The 17,659-nt window shown below is 70.2% G+C and carries 19 protein-coding genes; 5 read left to right on the forward strand and 14 right to left on the reverse strand.

Annotated features, from left to right (window positions below; translation table 11 throughout):
- Positions 1–252: 252 nt before the first annotated feature.
- The 6 genes from rplI to AB4030_RS19625 form a co-directional block, all read right to left on the reverse strand.
- The gene (gene rplI, locus AB4030_RS19600; RefSeq protein WP_442280886.1) at positions 253–699 is read right to left on the reverse strand and encodes a 50S ribosomal protein L9; all 447 of its coding nucleotides are present in this window, start codon (positions 697–699) and stop codon (positions 253–255) included.
- Positions 700–725: 26 nt separating this feature from the next.
- Positions 726–962 (reverse strand): 30S ribosomal protein S18, encoded by a 237-nt coding sequence (gene rpsR, locus AB4030_RS19605; protein ID WP_013494395.1) that lies wholly within the window; start codon positions 960–962, stop codon positions 726–728.
- A 135-nt stretch (positions 963–1,097) separates the two neighbouring features.
- The gene (locus AB4030_RS19610; RefSeq protein ID WP_442280887.1) at positions 1,098–1,712 is read right to left on the reverse strand and encodes a single-stranded DNA-binding protein; all 615 of its coding nucleotides are present in this window, start codon (positions 1,710–1,712) and stop codon (positions 1,098–1,100) included.
- A gap of 60 nt (positions 1,713–1,772) precedes the next feature.
- Positions 1,773–2,060: a 30S ribosomal protein S6 gene (gene rpsF, locus AB4030_RS19615; protein ID WP_030197748.1), complete on the reverse strand. Its 288-nt coding sequence runs from the start codon at positions 2,058–2,060 to the stop codon at positions 1,773–1,775.
- Between the two features lie 261 nt (positions 2,061–2,321).
- On the reverse strand, positions 2,322–3,665 hold the full coding sequence (locus AB4030_RS19620) for a glycosyltransferase 87 family protein (RefSeq protein ID WP_442280888.1): 1,344 nt from the start codon (positions 3,663–3,665) through the stop codon (positions 2,322–2,324).
- A 49-nt stretch (positions 3,666–3,714) separates the two neighbouring features.
- Positions 3,715–5,844 carry a transglycosylase domain-containing protein gene (locus AB4030_RS19625; protein ID WP_442280889.1) on the reverse strand — a complete coding sequence of 710 codons (2,130 nt, stop codon included), beginning with the start codon at positions 5,842–5,844 and terminating at the stop codon, positions 3,715–3,717.
- Positions 5,845–6,041: 197 nt separating this feature from the next.
- Here AB4030_RS19625 and AB4030_RS19630 point away from each other — a divergent pair, with 197 nt between their 5' ends.
- The 4 genes from AB4030_RS19630 (at position 6,042) to AB4030_RS19645 (ending at position 9,567) form a co-directional block, all read left to right on the forward strand.
- Positions 6,042–6,620 carry a SigE family RNA polymerase sigma factor gene (locus AB4030_RS19630; RefSeq protein ID WP_442280890.1) on the forward strand — a complete coding sequence of 193 codons (579 nt, stop codon included), beginning with the start codon at positions 6,042–6,044 and terminating at the stop codon, positions 6,618–6,620.
- On the forward strand, positions 6,617–7,705 hold the full coding sequence (locus AB4030_RS19635) for a hypothetical protein (RefSeq protein ID WP_442280891.1): 1,089 nt from the start codon (positions 6,617–6,619) through the stop codon (positions 7,703–7,705). The genes AB4030_RS19630 and AB4030_RS19635 overlap by 4 nt, the downstream gene beginning before the upstream one ends.
- 128 nt (positions 7,706–7,833) lie before the next feature.
- Positions 7,834–8,472 carry a PadR family transcriptional regulator gene (locus tag AB4030_RS19640; RefSeq protein WP_442280892.1) on the forward strand — a complete coding sequence of 213 codons (639 nt, stop codon included), beginning with the start codon at positions 7,834–7,836 and terminating at the stop codon, positions 8,470–8,472.
- A gap of 3 nt (positions 8,473–8,475) precedes the next feature.
- A complete protein-coding gene (locus AB4030_RS19645; RefSeq protein ID WP_442280893.1) occupies positions 8,476–9,567 on the forward strand; it encodes an inositol-3-phosphate synthase in 1,092 nt (363 codons plus the stop codon).
- 132 nt (positions 9,568–9,699) lie between these two features.
- On the opposite strand, the gene AB4030_RS19650 is transcribed toward AB4030_RS19645, so the two are convergent.
- The 3 genes from AB4030_RS19650 to AB4030_RS19660 all read right to left on the reverse strand — a co-directional run bounded on the left by AB4030_RS19650 (position 9,700) and on the right by AB4030_RS19660 (position 12,035).
- Positions 9,700–10,404 (reverse strand): DUF4190 domain-containing protein, encoded by a 705-nt coding sequence (locus AB4030_RS19650; protein ID WP_442280894.1) that lies wholly within the window; start codon positions 10,402–10,404, stop codon positions 9,700–9,702.
- On the reverse strand, positions 10,401–11,180 hold the full coding sequence (locus AB4030_RS19655; protein ID WP_442280895.1) for a hypothetical protein: 780 nt from the start codon (positions 11,178–11,180) through the stop codon (positions 10,401–10,403). Before AB4030_RS19655 ends, AB4030_RS19650 begins: the two co-directional genes overlap by 4 nt.
- 168 nt (positions 11,181–11,348) lie before the next feature.
- A complete protein-coding gene (locus AB4030_RS19660; protein ID WP_442280896.1) occupies positions 11,349–12,035 on the reverse strand; it encodes a DedA family protein in 687 nt (228 codons plus the stop codon).
- A gap of 173 nt (positions 12,036–12,208) precedes the next feature.
- On the opposite strand from AB4030_RS19660, the gene AB4030_RS19665 reads away from it, so the two are divergent.
- Complete coding sequence (locus AB4030_RS19665) at positions 12,209–12,847, forward strand: peroxiredoxin (RefSeq protein WP_442280897.1); 639 nt, start codon at positions 12,209–12,211, stop codon at positions 12,845–12,847.
- A 68-nt stretch (positions 12,848–12,915) separates the two neighbouring features.
- Here AB4030_RS19665 and AB4030_RS19670 read toward each other — a convergent pair whose 3' ends face one another.
- From AB4030_RS19670 to AB4030_RS19690, 5 genes are all read right to left on the reverse strand, one after another.
- Positions 12,916–13,977, reverse strand: a complete 1,062-nt coding sequence (locus tag AB4030_RS19670) for a threonine aldolase family protein (protein WP_442280898.1) — start codon at positions 13,975–13,977, stop codon at positions 12,916–12,918.
- A 122-nt stretch (positions 13,978–14,099) separates the two neighbouring features.
- Positions 14,100–14,831, reverse strand: coding sequence for an SDR family NAD(P)-dependent oxidoreductase (locus AB4030_RS19675; RefSeq protein WP_442280899.1), 732 nt, complete (start codon positions 14,829–14,831; stop codon positions 14,100–14,102).
- Positions 14,828–16,180 (reverse strand): DUF6421 family protein, encoded by a 1,353-nt coding sequence (locus tag AB4030_RS19680; protein ID WP_442280917.1) that lies wholly within the window; start codon positions 16,178–16,180, stop codon positions 14,828–14,830. The genes AB4030_RS19675 and AB4030_RS19680 overlap by 4 nt, the downstream gene beginning before the upstream one ends.
- A gap of 774 nt (positions 16,181–16,954) precedes the next feature.
- Complete coding sequence (locus tag AB4030_RS19685) at positions 16,955–17,230, reverse strand: WXG100 family type VII secretion target (protein ID WP_344942552.1); 276 nt, start codon at positions 17,228–17,230, stop codon at positions 16,955–16,957.
- A gap of 55 nt (positions 17,231–17,285) precedes the next feature.
- Positions 17,286–17,561, reverse strand: coding sequence for a WXG100 family type VII secretion target (locus tag AB4030_RS19690; RefSeq protein ID WP_081633740.1), 276 nt, complete (start codon positions 17,559–17,561; stop codon positions 17,286–17,288).
- Positions 17,562–17,659 lie beyond the last annotated feature (98 nt).

The following is a 17,659-nucleotide window of genomic DNA, read 5'->3' on the forward strand; positions in this document are numbered from 1 at the left end:
CCCCAAAGGCATCGACTTCACCACTGTCACCGACGAACGCGTCGCCCACGTCGAACACCTGCTCAACACCCGACCCCGAGCCACCCTCGGCTTCCACACCCCCGCCGTTAGGCTCAACGAACTACTCACCGTTGCGCAGACGACTTGAGTCCGCCCCGCCGGAAACTGGGCACTCGACGGGGCCGGGCATGACGAAGGGCCGGGCTCCGCGTGGTGCGGAGCCCGGCCCTTCGGCCGATCAGACCTCGACGGTCAGGCGGGGACGACCTCGAAGGTGAGGGTCGCCGCGACCTCGGGGTGCAGACGGACGGTCGCCTCGTAGGAGCCGAGCGTCTTGATGGCCTGCTTGACCTCGATCTTGCGCTTGTCGAGCTCCGGGCCACCGGCAGCCTTGACGGCTGCGGCGATGTCACCGTTGCTGACGGCGCCGAAGAGGCGGCCGGACTGGCCGGACTTGGCCGGAACCTTCACCGAGGTTGCCTCGAGCTGGCCCTTGATGCCCTTGGCCTGGTCGAGGTCCTTGATCTCGCGGACCGCGCGACCCTTGGTCAGGGCGTCGACCTGCTTCTGGCCACCCTTGGTCCACGGGGTCGCGAGACCGCGCGGCATCAGGAAGTTGCGGCCGTAGCCGTCCTTGACCTCGACGACGTCACCAGCGGCACCGAGGCCGGAGACCTCGTGCGTGAGAATGAGCTTCATGGTGTTCTCCTCGTTCCCGAACTAGCTCAGCGAGCCGAGCTCGAGTAGGGCAGCAGGGCCATCTCACGGGCGTTCTTGACGGCCGTGGCGATGAGGCGCTGCTCCTGGACGGACACACCGGTCACGCGACGCGCGCGGATCTTGCCGCGGTCGGAGATGAACTTGCGCAGGAGCGCAGTGTCCTTGTAGTCGATGTTCTCGACCTTCGCCGCCTTCAGCGGGTTGGCCTTCTTCTTGGGCTTGCGCACAACGGGCTTTGCCATCGTGGTGCTCTCCTTCTTGATGAGAGCCCGGGGTTTGGTGCCCCGGGATGGGTTTAAGAACTACGTGGGTATGCCGTCCGGCTCACTTCACCGAACGACGGTGCTGACCTGCTCGAGCTCGATCAGGAAGCGCGATCAGAAGGGGGGCTCGTCGTAGCTGGGGGCTGCGCCCCAACCGCCACCCTGCTGGCCGCCACTCTGCTGACCGCCACCGGAGGACTGGTTGTTCCAGCCACCCTGCTGGCCGCCACTCGCAGCCGGGGCCGCCTGGCCACCGGCGGAACCGCCGGTCGCCCACGGGTCCTCGGCCTGGCCGCCGGAGCCACCGCTCCAGCCGCCGCCCTGGCCGCCCTGGCCGCCGCCGAAGCCGCCACCGCCGCCGCCGCGCTGGGTCTTGTTGACCTTCGCGGTGGCACTGCGCAGGGACGGGCCGATCTCGTCGACGTCCATCTCCACGACGGTGCGCTTCTCGCCTTCCTTGGTCTCGTAGGAACGAGACTTCAGCCGGCCGGACACGATCACGCGCATGCCCCGCTGGCACGACTCCGCGACGTTCTCCGCCGCGTCGCGCCACACCGAGCAGCGCATGAACAGCGTCTCGCCGTCCTTCCACTCATTGCTCTGGCGGTCGAACTGCCGCGGCGTCGAGGCCACGGTGAAGTTCGCGACCGCAGCCCCGGACGGCGTGAAACGCAGCTCCGGGTCGGCGGTCAGGTTGCCGATGATCGTGATGACGGTGTCGCCTGCCATGCGTGGGCTCCGTTCAGTCCTTCGTCGGGTGATCGAGCGGGTTCAGTGACTGTCGCTGAATCAGGCGCCGGGGCGCAGCAGCTTGGTGCGCATGATCGACTCGCTGAGGTTCAGCTGGCGATCGAGCTCCTGGGCGGTGGCCGGCTCCGCCGTCATGGTGACGACGACGTAGATGCCCTCGGACTTCTTCTTGATGTCGTAGGCGAGACGGCGACGGCCCCAGATGTCGACGTTGTCGACGGTGCCGCCGTCGTTCTTCACGACGGTGAGGAACTTGTCCATCGTCTTGTCGACGGTGCGCTCTTCGGTCTCCGGGTCGAGGATGACCATGAGTTCGTACTGACGCATGCTTCTAACCCACCTCCTCTGGTCTCGGCGGTCACGAGTCTCTCTCGTGACAGGAGGGTTGCATTCGTCCCACCGCGGGCACGGGGCCCGGCCTGATCTTCCAGCCGGGTTCAGCCTCGCAGACCGCGCCGACATCGGTCGGTTTGATCCACAGGCCACCGGGCACACGGCGAACTGGGCAAGACTACCGGGCGAGACGGCATACCCCGAAATCGGCGCAGCCCGCGGCCCCTGCGCCCAGGAGAACGCTCGGGGGAACGCTCAGGAGAAGCGGACGATGAGCCGATCCGGCGCGCCGGTCATCGGCCCGGCGAGGTCGTCGGTCTCGGACGTCCCGCGACCCCACCGACCCCGCGCCCGCAGCCACACCACGGCCACCAGCCACAGCACGGCCACGACGCGCAGCATCGAGAAGAACGCATACCACGGCGCCGGCAGCCCACGGTCCGGCACGGTCGTCGCGGCGATCGTGAGCCATACGGCGACGAAGTTGAGTGCCTCGGCGCCGGCCCAGATGAGGTGGTCACGCCACTGCAGGGCGCACCACGCGACGAGCGGCACCAGCCACAGGGAGCTCTGGACCGTGAACGACTTGCCCGTGACGAGGACGATCCCGACCATGACGAGCGACACCTCGGCGATGGTAGGTCGCCGCGCGGACGACAGCGCGAGCACGGCTCCGACCACGAGCGCGAGGAGCCAACCGACGACCGCGAGCGTCGTCACGGCCCCCTCGGGAAGGGGGTGGCCGGCGAGCTGCGGCAGGAGCCACGGCGAGCCGTAGCCCGCGCCCGAGGACGCCCACCCCTGGTAGGGGGAGGCGGCCGCTCCGCGGTTGAGCAGCCACAGCCCCGAGAGCAGGGCGCCGAACGTCAGCAGGGCATAGCCGACGACGCGGCCCATCTCGCGCAGCCGCCCGGACCGCACGCAGAGCAGCGCGATGGCCACGAGGACCAGCACGGGATACGACCGGGCCCCGATGGCGAGCCCGAGCAGCACCCCGGCGAGCGTCGGGTTGCGCCGCGACCACGCCCACATGCCGGCGCTCGCGAGCGCCACCCCCAGCAGGTCGGCGGAGATGAAGCCGGCGAGCACCACGACGGGTGACAGCGCGACGTGCGCGGCCGAGAAGGGCCGGGCGGCGGACGACGCGACGAGCCAGACGACGGCGAGCAGCAGGAGCGTCAGCAGCACCGACCACAGCGCGAAGTACCAGACCGCGCGCGTCGCCAGCGACCCGTTGTCCGGCGTGAGGCTCGCGACGGCGGTGAGCACCAGCCCGGTCAGGGGCGGCTGACCGGTGACCGGCGCGCCGTCGCCACCCTGGAGGTAGGCGGCGATTCCGGCCTTGACGTTGGCGTCGCGGTAGGCGGTGGGCAGGTCGGCGTAGCACGCGCTCCAGAACTGGGTGTCGCCGCTGAAGCCGGTGCGCAGGCACGGCACGCGGAGCAGGACGGCGAGCCCGGCGGTGACGGCTGTCAGGGCCGACAGGAGTGCGGCCGTGAGCAGCCACGGAAGCTCGTGCGCCGCGGCATACCGCCCACGGGGGCCCCCGATGACCTCGGAGGCCGCCCGCACGACGGGGTCGTCGACCTGCTCGGTCACCGAGGCACCAGCCCCGTCAGGCCGTGACGCCCCCGACCGCACCGCCGGCTCAAGGAGTGTTGCCCTGGCTCGACCGCTGCCCCAGCGGCACCGTCAGGGTCGGCGTGGACGTCGCCGTCCGGGTCCTGGTCCTCGTCGGCGCCTGCGTCGTCGTCGGGACCTGCGTGGTCGTCGGCGCCTGCGTGGTCGTCGTGGACGGCGCCTGCGTGGTGGTCGTCGTCGGCGCCTGCGTCGTCGTCGTGGTCGGCGGCGGGGTGAAGGTCGTCGTCGGCGTGGGGATCTTGTCGTCGCCGACGCCTGCCCGCGCCGGGAAGTCCTGAACCTCCATCCCCTGGAGGGCGACCTTCATGAAGTCGTAGAAGACGTCGGCGGGGACCGTGCCACCCGTGAGGTTGGTGTCCTCGGAGCTCGTGAGGGTCTGCGGGTTGCCTTGCGCGTCGGGCTTGTACATGCCGATCGACACCGCCAGCTGCGGGACGAAGCCGGAGAACCAGATCGACTTCGCGTAGGACGACGTGCCCGTCTTGCCGGCGACCGGACGGCCGAGCCGCTGCAGCTTCGTCGCCGTGCCCCCGGTCTTGACGGTGTAGGTCATCGCGTCGGTGACGTCGGCGGTGACGTCCTTGTCGAACGCCCGCTTGGTCTGGGCCTTGGCCTCGAAGCTGAAGTCGCTCGTCGTCGAGGTGACCTTCTTGACGAAGTACGGCTTGGCGCGCACGCCCTGCGAGGCGATCGTCGAGTAGGCCGTGGCCATGTCGATGACGTGGGGCGAGGCGGTGCCGAGGACGTTGGTCAGCGTCGCGTCGAGCCCCGGCGTCTTCTCCGGGATGCCGGCGTCGATGGCCGCCTGCCGGGTCAGCTCCGGCCCGATCGTGTTGTTGAGGTTGACGAAGGCGGTGTTGATCGAGCGACCGATCATCCGGCGCATGTCGACCATGCCGTACGAGCGGCCGCCGAAGTTGGTGATCGTCGTGCCGGCGATGTCCTGGGGCTGGTCGCCGTCGAACTTCGTCTTCGTCGAGACGCCGCTGCGCACCGCGGCGAGCACGGCGAACGGCTTGAAGTTCGAGGCGCCCTGCATGATCGCCTGGGTCGAGGTGTTGAACTGCGACTTCGAGTAGTCCGCGCCGCCGTACATCGCGACGACCGCGCCGTCACCGGGTCGCACCGCGACGAGGCCGCCCTGCACCTGCTTGGGCAGGTTCGACTGCATCGCCGTGATCGCGGCGTCCTGGGACTTCTTGTCGATCGTCGTGACGATGCGCAGGCCGCCCTTGTCGATGTCCTGCTCGGACAGGCCGGTCGAGAGCAGCTCGTTCTTGACCTGCGCCGTGATGAACCCGTTGGGACCGGACGAGAACTTGTTGCCCTTGTAGGGCTGGATCTTCGGCAGCGCGGCGTACTTGGCCCGGTCCGCGGCGCTGAGCCAGCCCTCCTGCACCATGCCGTCGAGGACGTATGCGTAGCGCTTGGTGAGGTTGGCTTCGGCGGCCGGGCCCTGGGCGGGGTCGTAGAGCGTCGGGGCGTTGAGGACCGACGCGAGCACCGCGCCCTCACCGACGGTGAGCTGGGAGACGTCCTTGCCGAAGTACGCCTTCGCCGCGCTCTGGATGCCGTAGGCGCCGCGGCCGTAGTAGATGGTGTTGAGGTACTTCTCGAGGATCTCGGACTTGGAGAGCTGGCCGTCGATCTTGACGGCGATGAGGATCTCCTTGGCCTTGCGGGAGATGGTCCGGTCCTGCGTGAGGAAGTAGTTCTTGACGTACTGCTGGGTGATGGTGGAGCCGCCGACCTGGGTCTCGCCGGTGACGCTCGTCTTGACGGCGCGCAGGATGCCGCCGACCGAGATGCCGTTGTTCTGGTAGAAGGTCCGGTCTTCGGCCGCGATGTGCGCGTCCTGGACGAACTTCGGCACCTTGCTGAGCGGCACGGACTCGCGGTTGCCGTCCTGGACGGCGATGCGGTCGAGCTCGGTCTTGCCGTCGCTGTAGTAGACGATCGAGACCTGCTTGTTGGCGAGCTGGTTCGGCTGCGGGATGGCGGTCCGGTTGTAGGCGATGACCACGCCGATGACACCGACCACGAGCAGGACGCCAGCGGCGATCGAGCCCCACTTGAGGGTGCCGATGGCCCACTTCTTCCAGCCGGTGCGGCTCTTGTCGCGCCTGCTCTGCGTCACAACCTGCTCCATTCACTGATCAGGCCCGAGAACCGTCCCGAGCCGCCACTCAGTATGACCCGACCTGCACCGGGACGACGAAACCGGCGAGGCGCTTCACACGAGCGGCACAACCACCCCACAGGCTCGCTTCACATACCCCCGCATGACGTGCAACCTTTCTCCCGGGCCAGCCGGTCCTGCAGGGTGTGACGACCGTGACGAGCGCCGACGCCGGGGCGAGCAGCTCCTCGACCTGGCCGCTGACAGGGGGACCAGCCGTGGACCGAGGGTCCTTCGACGACTTCGTGGCGACGCGCTCCACGAGACTGCTGCGGACGGCATACCTGCTGACGCACGACCGCGCCCTGGCGGAGGACCTCGTGCAGACCTCGCTCGCCAAGGCGTGGTTCGCCTGGGCGCGCATCGAGGGCCAGCCCGACGCCTACGTCCGTCGGGTCATGGTCAACACGTACTCGAGCTGGTGGCGGCGGCGCTGGAACGGCGAGGAGGCGACGGCCGAGCTCCCCGAGCGTGGCGTGGGCTCCGGCCACCGTCCCGCCGACGACGTACGCGTGGACGACCGCACCGACCTCTGGCGGGCGCTCGCGCGCCTACCGAGACGCCAGCGGGCCGTCGTCGTGCTCCGGTTCTACGAGGACCTCTCCGAGGCCGAGACCGCCGAGATCATGCAGTGCTCGGTCGGCACCGTGAAGAGCCAGGCGAGCCGCGCCCTCGCCAAGCTCCGCATCGACCCCACCCTGGCGCCGAACTCCGACGAGGAGCGCGTCCGATGAACCTCACCGACCTGCGCGACGAGCTGACCACCCACGCCGACGACCTCGGCACGGCCACCGACCTCCGGGCCGGCGTCGCCGCGAAGGTCATGCAGACGAAGCGCCGCCGCGCGGTGGCCGTCGGTGCCGGCGCCACCCTCGCGGTTGCCGCGCTGGCCGTCGGGGTCGTGACGTCGCTCGGCCGGCCCAGCCCGACCGTTCCCGCCGGCACGCCGTCGAGCACGGCCCCGATGATCGGCGCCGACGGCCTGCCGTACCGTGCCGTTCCGGATGCCCACGGCGACATCATCAAGGACGGCCTCCGCCTTCGGGCGCACTCGGCCGACAGCCTGCTGGCAGGCGGCGCCATCGGCAACGTCGGGCAGCGCTCGCTCGACGTCGACTGGAACCCGACGACGACGAAGATCTCGCTCACCGTCGAGTGCTACGCCCCCACGACCTCGCCCACAGCAGCCCGAGACCTCATGGTGCGGGCACGGGTCGGCGCCATGGAGGGCTACGTCTCGATGTCCTGCTCGGCGACGGCACCGGGCGGCGACCTGCCCGTCGGCGGTCTCGAGCTGGGTCCGTCCGGCCAGGGGTCCGCCGACGTCACGGTGGGCACCCCGGCCACCCTCCACATCGACCTCGTCGACAGGCAGAACCGGCCGGTGTCGCGGCCAGGGGTGCGACTCGTCGCCGCCGTCTACGAGCTGGGTCCGCAGACCGAGGTCCGCGACGCGGCGCAGCAGGTGGTCGGCCTCGTCCCGGACGCGCTCGAGCACCAGGGCTACACGTACCGGCTACTGGCGCTCACGGCCGGACCACTCACCGATGTCGCTCGCCGGAAGGTCGAGCTCGAGGCACCGTCGAGCGGCCCCTACCTCGTCACCTACGGCACCGTCGGCACCGGCTCCCTCCGGGCGAACCCGGGCTACTACACGCTCGACGGCCTCACCGGCCAGGCCTCACAGGTCCAGGAGGGTGGCAGGGAGACCGTGCCCCAGTCCGCGGGTCGGGGGCAGTGGCTCACGGTGCAGCTCGGCGAGGGATCCCCGAACTCGACCGGCACGGCCTACATCGCCACCTACGTCCTCGCGCCCTGACGATCGAAAGAGCAATCCGTACCCACGCTGCGCGACCGCGCGGTCACACACGACGGACGGATTGCTCTTTCGATCGCACTTTGACTGGCGATGTATCGCAGCGATATATCTGCCTGTATGGTGAAGGCGTGCCGTCATCCCCACGTCCTCAGAGCCGCCGCGCCGCGCTGCTCGAGTTCGCGGTCCTCGGCCTGCTCCATGACGGTCCCCTGCACGGCTACGAGCTGCGCAAGCGGCTGACCACCGCGCTCGGCATCTTCCGCGCCCTGTCCTACGGCTCGCTCTACCCGGCGCTGCGCCAGCTGCTCGACTCGGGCTGGATCCACGAGACCACCGAGGCGGCGACCGGGACGAGCAAGCGCCCCCGGATCACCTACGAGCTGACCGCCGACGGCAAGGAGCACTTCCAGGACCTCGTCGCGGCCAGCGGCCCGGACGCCTGGGACGACGACGACTTCGACGTCCGCTTCGCCTTCTTCTCCCGCACCGAGGCCCAGGTCCGGCTGCGGATCCTCGAGGGCCGTCGCTCCCGCCTCGAGGAGCGTCTCGCCAACATCCGCGACGCCTCCCAGGCGCGCCGCGAGCGCATGGACAGCTACACCCTGGCGCTGCAGCAGCACGGCGAGGAGCGCGCCGAGCGCGAGGTCCGCTGGCTCGAGGAGCTCATCGTCGCCGAACGGCGCGCGGCCCTCGACCCGGGCCCAGCGGCATACGACACCACCGACATCACCACCCCCCAGAGCACGACCACCAACAACAAGGAGTGATCCATGGGATCCGTACGCGTCGCCATCGTCGGCGTCGGCAACTGCGCGAGCTCGCTCGTGCAGGGCGTCGAGTACTACAAGGACGCCGACCCGACCACCGGTGTCCCCGGCCTCATGCACGTCAAGTTCGGCGACTACCACGTCTCTGACGTCGAGTTCGTCGCCGCGTTCGACGTCGACGACAAGAAGGTCGGCAAGGACCTGTCCGAGGCCATCAACGCCTCGGAGAACAACACCATCAAGATCGCCGACGTCCCCACCACGGGTGTCGAGGTCCAGCGCGGCCACACGCTCGACGGCCTCGGCAAGTACTACAAGCTGACGATCGACGAGTCGTCCGCCGAGCCGGTCGACGTCGTGCAGGTGCTCAAGGACCGCAAGGTCGACGTCCTCGTCTCCTACCTCCCGGTGGGCTCCGAGCAGGCCGACAAGTTCTACGCGCAGTGCGCCATCGACGCGAAGGTCGCCTTCGTCAATGCGCTCCCGGTCTTCATCGCCTCCGACCCCGAGTGGGCCGCGAAGTTCGAGGCCGCCGGCGTGCCGATCATCGGTGACGACATCAAGAGCCAGGTCGGCGCGACCATCACGCACCGCGTCATGGCCAAGCTCTTCGAGGACCGCGGCGTCGCGCTCGACCGGACGTACCAGCTCAACGTCGGCGGCAACATGGACTTCAAGAACATGCTCGAGCGCGAGCGTCTCGAGTCCAAGAAGGTCTCCAAGACCCAGGCCGTGACGTCCAACCTGACCGGCTCGCTCTCGGGCCTCGTCGACAGCAAGAACGTCCACATCGGCCCGTCCGACTACGTCGCGTGGCTCGACGACCGCAAGTGGGCCTACGTGCGCCTCGAGGGTCGCGCCTTCGGTGACGTGCCGCTGAACCTGGAGTACAAGCTCGAGGTCTGGGACTCCCCCAACTCGGCCGGCATCATCATCGACGCCATCCGCGCGGCGAAGATCGCCAAGGACCGTGGCATCGGCGGCGCCCTGCTGTCCGCCTCGTCCTACCTCATGAAGTCCCCGCCGGAGCAGCGTCCCGACGACCTCGGTCGTGCCAAGCTCGAGGCGTTCATCGCGGGCACCGAGGCGCGCTGACCCCAGCGATCATCCCCGGGTCGAGGTGATCGCCGACCCACCGCGGTCGCCGATCACCTCGACCCGAGCACGTATGCCGTGAGGCCCCCTCCCAGCTGGGAGGGGGCCTCACGTGCGTGTGGCGTCGGCGACCTACTTCAGGACCGAGCCGGTGAGCTTGCCCGACGTTGCCGCGAGGATGCAGACGGCGTGTCGGTCGAGGCGCCACGCGAGCGCCGTGTCGGGGTAGACGAAACTCAGGTCGGTGTCCGTCACGTTGTCGCGGAGCCGCGGCTCGACCGCGTCGCTGCAGGCCCGTCCGGCGAGATCGGCGGCCTGCTTGTCTCCGGGGAAGGCTCCTTCGCGGAGCTCGACGATCGCGGCAACCTGGGCCTCGTGCGCTCCGCTGCAGGCGCGGGAGGTCACCGCGTCGACCGCGGCGTCCGGAGTGGCCGGCACGCCGTCGAAGCAGTCTCCCGCCTTGAGGTCCTGGAGGAACACCGACTGAGCCGGAGCGACCTGCCCGGAGGCGTCACGCTCCGGCCCGCCGGCGAAGATGCCGATGGCGAGCAGCGCAGCCCAGGCGAGCACGCCGAGCACGCCCAGGACGATGCCGGTGATGGCCATGCCCCGACCTCGCTGGAAGCCGCCTCGCAGCTGGTTGAGGGCGACGACGCCGAAGACGACGGCGAGCACGCCGACCAGGGGAACGAAGGCGGCGAGACCGCAGCACAGGGCAGCGATGGCGAGTCCGTTGCGCCCTCCGGGCGCCGGCACCAGCTGACCGCTCTGACCGGGCGTCGCCGTCACGGGTGGGACCAGCGGCGGGCCGCTGGGCGGAGGGAGCTCGGTGGTCACGCCGGGTGGTCCTCGTCGACCGCCACGACCGTGATGGTGGCTGGGGCATTGGCCTGGAGCGGCTGCGGCGTGATGTCGACCGCGAGCCGCGCCCCGACCGCCTCGGCGACCCAGTACGCCGGCCCCGTCCGGCGGGGGCGCATCGGCCGCCACGGGTTGCCCGTGCGCTCGAGGCCACCGCCGAGCATGTCGAACACCGCTTGCGGGGGCACGTCGATGTTGAGCCGGGACCTAACGGCCGTGACGAGGTCGTTCGACAGTGCGGCGTACTCGCGGTCGTCGATCTTCCGGGTGCGCAGGTCGTCCCAGACCAGCACCGCACCCCAGAGGAGGAAGAAGATGAAACCGATGTTGCCGACGACGCTGCTCTTCACCATCCCGATGACACCCAGCACGACGATGGTCGCCACACCGCCCCACACCAGGAGCTGGTAGCGACGCTCGCGACCCGGGTCGAGGCGCGCCAGGTCGGGGACGTGGACCTCGACGGTGCCCAGCACCCGACCTCGCGGCCGGCGGTGCTCCGCCAGCCGCAGGGCCGAGGCGCAGGTGACGCCGTTGCCGAGCGGGGCTCCCTCGATGGTGAGCTCCGACCCGATCGCCAGGTCGAGACCCTCGACCTGGTCCGCGCGGGTGGCCGAGAGGAACACCTGGGCGGCGTCCGTGTGCGGGTCGTCGTCGGTCTGCACCCAGAAGATGATCCCGCGGTCGTCGTCCAGCACGGTCTGCTCCGGGCGGCTCGCGACGATGCCGTGGAAGGTCTGGGGGGCGGTCACGCTGGTGCTCCTGCTCGGGTCGGGGCAAAGCGGGGCTCAGCCGCCCCGCGCAGGAGCATGACAGGTCATCCCCGGATTGGGGACCAAATGGGGCAAAGAGGATGAACTATCAAACCCGGCGCCCGGCGTCGGCCSGCGTCGGCCGGCGTCGGCCCGCGTCGGCCCGCGTCAGCCCGCCGACGGCATACGCGACGGAGCCTCGTGACCCTCGTGACCCTCGCGACCCTCGGGGCCCGCGTCGGCGCCCGCGCTGTGCCGCCGCTTCTGCCAGATGACGAGCGCCACGACCACGACCACCGCGACGACGACGGCAGCACCCCGTCCGAGCCACGTCTCGACGCGAGCGTACGACTGTCCGGCCAGGTAGCCGGCGGTGACCACGACACTCCCCCAGGCGATACCGCCGGCCGCGTTCCAGGCCAGGAAGGTCGGGTAGTGCATCTTGGACATCCCGGCGAGCGCCGGCATCACGGCGCGCAGGAAGGCCGTCCAGCGCGACAGGAACACTGCGGTGCCACCTTTCCGACCGAGGAAGTCCTGCGCACGGTCGATGCGGTCCCGGTGCCGGTCGAAGGCGCTGAGCCCCACGACCCGGCCGCCGAGATGGCGACCGACCTCGAAGCCGACGCTGTCGCCGACGATGGCCGCGACCACGACCACGACGAGGACCGCCGCGAGCGGCACGTGTCCCAGCGAGGCCGCGACCCCGCCGAGGATCGCGACCGTCTCACCCGGCACGACGAAGCCGACGAAGAGCGCATCCTCGACGAAGACGACCCCGCCGACGACGAGGAGCACGAGCCAGACCGGTGCATGGAGGACCTGGGTGGTGATCGTGTCGAGCAGAGCGCTCACGTCGGACTCCTCGGGGTGGCGACAGGGTTCGAGGAAGTCTTGGCGGCTTGACTGGGTGCCCGCTGAGTGCGCGTCACAACATTTGGACACCCATAACGCGATGCATGGTCTTGTGGTCACAATGAGTCGCAGACCGGGGCGCGCCGTGCGCCCGACCGCGAGAGGACGAGCCAATGGCAACACCGCGACTGGGCGAGATCGCCCCCGACTTCGAGGCCACGACCACCGAGGGCCCGATCCGCTTCCACGACTGGAAGGACGCCAGCTGGGCCGTCCTCTTCAGCCACCCGGCCGACTTCACGCCGGTCTGCACCACCGAGCTCGGCCGCGTGGCCGCCCTCGACGACGAGTGGAACAAGCGCGGCGTCAAGGTGCTCGCCGTCTCGGTCGACCCGATCGAGCAGCACGAGGAGTGGAAGGGCGACATCGAGGAGGTCGGCGGCGCCAAGGTCGGCTACCCGATCATCGCCGACGACTCCCGCCAGGTCTCCGAGCTCTACGACATGATCCACCCCGGCGAGGGCGACACCTCCGGCGTCCGCTCGGTCTTCGTCATCGACCCGGCCAACAAGGTCCGGCTGTCGCTGACCTACCCCAAGAGCGTCGGCCGCAACTTCGACGAGATCCTGCGTGCCGTCGACGCCCTCCAACTCACCGACAGCGGCCCCTTCTCGACCCCCGCTGACTGGCGCGAGGGCCAGAAGGTCATCGTCGCCCCGACGGTCTCGACCGCCGACGCCCGCGAGCGATTCGGCGCCGATGCCGTCGACGAGGTCAAGCCCTACCTGCGGTTCACGACGGCCCCGGCCTGACCAGTTTCGTCACAGGGCAGGGCCCGCACCTCGACGAGGTACGGGCCCTGCCGCTGCAAACGGAGCTCTCAGGCGCCGAGGAGCCGTTGCAACTCCGCGAGGAAGGCGTCGACGTCGGCCTCCGTCGTGTCCCAGGAGCACATCCAGCGCACCTCGCCGGTGGCCGGGTCCCAGTCGTAGAACCGGAACCGCTCGCGCAGCGCGTTCGCGACGTCTCGGTCGAGCACCGCGAAGACGGCGTTGGCCTGCACCGGGCGCTGGACCGTGACGCCGGCAAGCGGCTCGACGCCCGCCGCGAGGCGGGTCGCCATCGCGTTGGCGTGCGTGGCCGACCGCAGCCACAGGTCGGTGCCGTAGAGCGCGATGAGCTGTGCCGACACGAAGCGCATCTTGGAGGCCAGCTGCATCGACAGCTTGCGCACGTGGACGAGCCCGAGGGACGGGTCGGCGGCCAGCTCGGGGTTCACCACGACGACCGCCTCGGCCGCGAGACCGCCGTTCTTGGTGCCGCCGAGGCTCACGACGTCGACGCCGGCCTCGCCGGTGAAGGCGGACAGGTCGGTGCCGAGGGTCGCGGCGGCGTTGGAGATGCGGGCGCCGTCGAGGTGGACCCGCATGCCCAGCGAGTGCGCATGGTCGCTGATGGCGCGCACCTCCTCGGGCGTGTAGCAGGTGCCGAGCTCGGTGGTCTGCGTGATCGACACGACGAGCGGCTGCGCGCGGTGCTCGTCGCCGAAGCCCCAGGCCTGCCGGTCGACGAGCTCCGGCGTGAGCTTGCCGTCCGGCGTCGGCACGGTGAGCAGCTTGATGCTGCCCATCCGCTCCGGCGCCCCGCCCTCGTCGGTGTTGATGTGGGCCGTCTCGGCGCAGACGACGGCGCCCCAGCGCGGCAGGAGCGCCTGGAGGGCCACGACGTTGGCGCCGGTGCCGTTGAAGACCGGCCAGGTCACGGCGCCCGCGCCGACATGGCCCGCGACGACCTCCTGCAGCCGCGCCGTGTAGGCGTCCTCGCCGTAGGCGATCTCGTGGCCGCCGTTGGCCTCGGCGAGCGCGGCCAGCACCTCGGGGTGCAGGCCGGCGTAGTTGTCGGACGCGAAGCCGCGGCGCTCGGGGTCGTGCAGGGTCGTCACGGGAGTCCTCACTCGGTCAGTCGGTCGGTCAGGTCGGCCTGGGCGGTGACCCAGCGGACGGATTGCTCTTTCGATCGAGCTCCGGGCGCCTACGGGGCGGACGAAGTGCTCTTTCGATTGCGTCAGAGGTCGACGCGCGCGCCGTTGAGGGCTGAGGGATCCCCGTCGAGCAGCCCGGTGAGCCACTCGGCGATCGCCGCCGGGCTGGTCGCCGTGCGACCCGTCCCGATCCACCTCACCACACCGATGACCGCGGCCGAGCCCGGGGTCGCCCCGTCGGACCCGAAGGAGTCCGCGAGGGCGCCGAGCCACGTCTCGGCCGCTGCCTTCGCGCTGGCGTATGCCGCGTTGCCAGCCGTGGGTGCCTGTGCGGCAGCCGCGCTCACGATCGCCACGCGGCCTCGCCCCGAGGCGAGCAGGTGGTCGTGCAGCGCGAGGGTCGTGTGCCGGAGCGTGTCGACGAGGTTGCCCGAGAGCCAGCGCCAGTCGTCGTCGGTCGAGTCGGTGAAACGGTCACCGCCGCGCCAGCCACCGACGAGGTGGAAGAGCGCGTCGACGTGCCCGTGGTCCGCCACGACGTCGCGGGCCAGGGCCTGGACAGCACCGCCGTCGAGCAGGTCGCAGACGCGCGTGTCGAGACGGCCGCCGGCGTCGTCACCGAGCGCATCGTCCAGCTCGGCGCGGAGCGACTCGAGCGAGGCGGCGTCGCGGCCGACGGCCACCACCTGCTCACCGCGGGCGAGCACGGCGGCGCAGGTCGCGCGCCCGGTCGCTCCGGTGGCGCCGGTCACGACGACGACCCGCACGGACGACGCCACCGAGCCGACCGAGCCGACCGAGCCGGTCGCGGTCACGCGCTCGCCCCGGTGATCCCGGCCGTCGACTCGATGACGCCCTTCATCTTCTTGGACAGGGCCTCGTAGAACATCGAGAGCGGGAACTCGTCGGGCAGCACCGCGTCGGTGAGCCCCTTGGGCGGCCCGTCGAGAGGCAGTGCGGTCAGGTCGCCGTCGCGGTGCCGGTCCCACGCCGACAGCGGGTGCGGCGTCAGCACGGACGCGACGAGGTCGTAGGCCGCCAGCCAGTGCGCGGTCTTGGGACGGTCGATCGAGCGCCAGTAGAGGTCCTCGACCTTCCGGCCCAGCTCGAGCACCGGCTCCGCCACGCGGTCCCACTCGATCGTGAGGCGGTTGTCGGTCCAGTGCAGCACGCCCTGCTGGTGCAGCCAGGCGAAGAGGAGCTGTCCGCCCAGGCCGTCGTAGTTGCGGGTGCGGTCACCGGTGATGGCGAAGCGGAAGATGCGGTCGAAGAGGACGGCATACTGCACCGACCGCGCGTAGGGGTGGCCCTGTGCCTCGAGCGTGACGGCCTCACGGAACGCCGTGAGGTCGCATCGCAGCTCCTCGAGCGAGTAGAGGAAGTACGGCATCCGCTGCTTGATCATGAACGGGTCGAAGGGCAGGTCCCCGTGCATGTGGGTGCGGTCGTGGATGAGGTCCCACATGACGAAGGCACGCTCGGCGAGGTCCTGGTCCGCGATGAGGCGCGCGGCGTCCGGCGGCAGGGACAGGCGCGTCACCGCGGCCGCCTCGGACACGACGCGACGGAACCGGGCCGCCTCACGGTCGGCGAAGATGCCGCCCCACGTGAAGGCCGGGACCTCGCGCATCGCGACGGTCTCGGGGAAGAGCACGGCGGAGTTCGTGTCGTAGCCCGCGGTGAAGTCGAGGAAGCGGATCGGCAGGAAGAGCTTGTTGGAGTAGTCGCCGCCCTCGAGCTCGGCGACGAAGTCGGGCCAGATCACCTCGAGCAGGACGGCCTCGACCTGGCGGTCCGGGTTGCCGTTCTGGGTGTACATCGGGAAGACGACGAGATGGGGGAGCCCGTCGACCCGGTGCTGTGCCGGCGCGAACGCGACGAGGGAGTCGTAGAAGTCCGGCACGTCGAACCCGCCGTCGGCCCAGCGACCGAAGTCCTTGACGAGGGCTTCGAGGTAGTCGGCGTCGTGCGGCAGCTGCGGCGCGAGGGCCTCGATGCCGGCGACGACGCGGCCGACGTGGCCTGCGGCGGCCTCGTGGTGGGCGGAGTCCGGCACGGACCCGTCGGCCACCTGCAGAGACCGGAGGTCGGTGACGGCGGACTTGAGCCCGGCCCAGGCCTCGGAGCGGACCAGCGGGTGGGTGGCGCCGTCAACGGGGCGCACCCGACGCGGCGCGACGAAGCAGACGGCGTTGTGCACGAGCTCGGCGAACGACTCCTCCCCGGCGGCCGAGGCCGCATCCGGGACGACGGTCAGCACGGCGACACGACCGACACGACCGGCACGACCCGCCTCGGTCGTCGTGGTGGCGGCCACCGGCACCCCGCCGGCGGCGAGCAGCGGACGGGCCGGGGCCTGCACGACCAGCGAGCCGGAGGCACGGAGGGCGCCGAGGTCGACGCGCGCCAGCAGGTCCTCGCCGATCTCCGTGTCGCGCTCGACGCGGACGGCGGGCCGGAGGGTTCCGGTCGCGGTGTCCTCACCAGCGGTTACACCGGACAGGGCGCTCGCCGGGGCACCGAGGACGACGACGCCCCGGCCGTGGGCCAGCGCGTCACGCACCTCGTCGTCCGCGGCCGAGGAGGCATCGACGACGAGGACGTCGGCCGCCTGGGCGGGGGTGGGCACGCAACCGCGTCGGGTCAGTGCGTCGGCGAGGTCGGGCCGGTCGGCGACGACGGCCACGAGGGGAAACAGGCTCACGAGGGGCCTCCTGTCCGGAGATACTTCTGCATTGCTGCCTTGCTGATGAAGAATCTACGGGGCGGTGGCGTGCCAACGCCAATTCATCTCGCCGGCACGTGACATGACGCACATCTGGGCGTCTCCGGTCGACGAGCCGGGCACACGAAAGGGCGGCCGCTCCTCCCCTGGGAGAGCGACCACCCTTCGCGCTACGGCTACCGCCGAGCCGTCTGGCTCACGCGAGCGCCAAGCTCACTTCGACGACGTCTGCTTCTGCGTCTCCGCGTTCGTCTTGCACTTCTTGCCCATGGCGTCGAGCTTGTCGCCGGCGGCCGAGACGACCTGGCGCTGGCCGTGCCAGTCGCTCTGGAACTGCTCCGCGTCGGTGCCGCCCCAGTTGCCCTTGATGGTGGAGACGGCGCCGTTGACGGCCTCGACGATGCCGTCGAGCTCGCCCTTGTAGCCGACGAGCTTGTCACCGGACGCGGACACCGCGTCGGCGTTCATACCCTTCTTGTAAACAGCCATGTCAGTTCCCCTTCAGAAGTGAAGCGTGTGTTGGTCTTGTGTGAGCGAAGGTCGATCAGTACTGCGACGAGGTGCTGCGCTGCTGCTGGACCTCGTGGTCGATCGTCGACTTCATCTCGGTGAGCAGCTTCTGGGCCTTCTGGAGCTCGGGACGGTGCGTGCCGGTCCACTCCTGCTCGAACTGCTTGGAGTCGTCACCCTGCCAGTTCTGCTTCAGGGACTCGACCTCCTGGTCGACCTTGGTGATGAGCTTCTGGATGGCCTCCGCCTGCTGCTGCAGGACGTTGCCCTGAGCGTTGACCTCATCGTCGTTCATTCCGAGCCAAGCCATGACCTTCTCCTTTGCCTGTGTTCCCCCGACTGATTCGGGAAGTTCTCTTCCGGACCAACCGTGCAGGCCCGCGCTGTTCGAAACTTCTCGACGTTCTG

The sequence above is a fragment of the Terrabacter sp. 2YAF2 genome (genome assembly GCF_052114705.1).
In the GTDB taxonomy this organism is placed as follows: Bacteria; Actinomycetota; Actinomycetes; order Actinomycetales; family Dermatophilaceae; genus Terrabacter.

Bases quoted from the DNA above. Each gene is read 5' to 3' on its own strand.
- rplI (WP_442280886.1), bottom strand. From the start codon at position 699: ATGAAGCTCATTCTCACGCACGAGGTCTCCGGCCTCGGTGCCGCTGGT.
- rpsR (WP_013494395.1), bottom strand. From the start codon at position 962: ATGGCAAAGCCCGTTGTGCGCAAGCCCAAGAAGAAGGCCAACCCGCTG.
- AB4030_RS19610 (WP_442280887.1), bottom strand. From the start codon at position 1,712: ATGGCAGGCGACACCGTCATCACGATCATCGGCAACCTGACCGCCGAC.
- rpsF (WP_030197748.1), bottom strand. From the start codon at position 2,060: ATGCGTCAGTACGAACTCATGGTCATCCTCGACCCGGAGACCGAAGAG.
- AB4030_RS19635 (WP_442280891.1), top strand. From the start codon at position 6,617: ATGAACCTCACCGACCTGCGCGACGAGCTGACCACCCACGCCGACGAC.
- AB4030_RS19645 (WP_442280893.1), top strand. From the start codon at position 8,476: ATGGGATCCGTACGCGTCGCCATCGTCGGCGTCGGCAACTGCGCGAGC.
- AB4030_RS19665 (WP_442280897.1), top strand. From the start codon at position 12,209: ATGGCAACACCGCGACTGGGCGAGATCGCCCCCGACTTCGAGGCCACG.
- AB4030_RS19685 (WP_344942552.1), bottom strand. From the start codon at position 17,230: ATGGCTGTTTACAAGAAGGGTATGAACGCCGACGCGGTGTCCGCGTCC.
- AB4030_RS19690 (WP_081633740.1), bottom strand. From the start codon at position 17,561: ATGGCTTGGCTCGGAATGAACGACGATGAGGTCAACGCTCAGGGCAAC.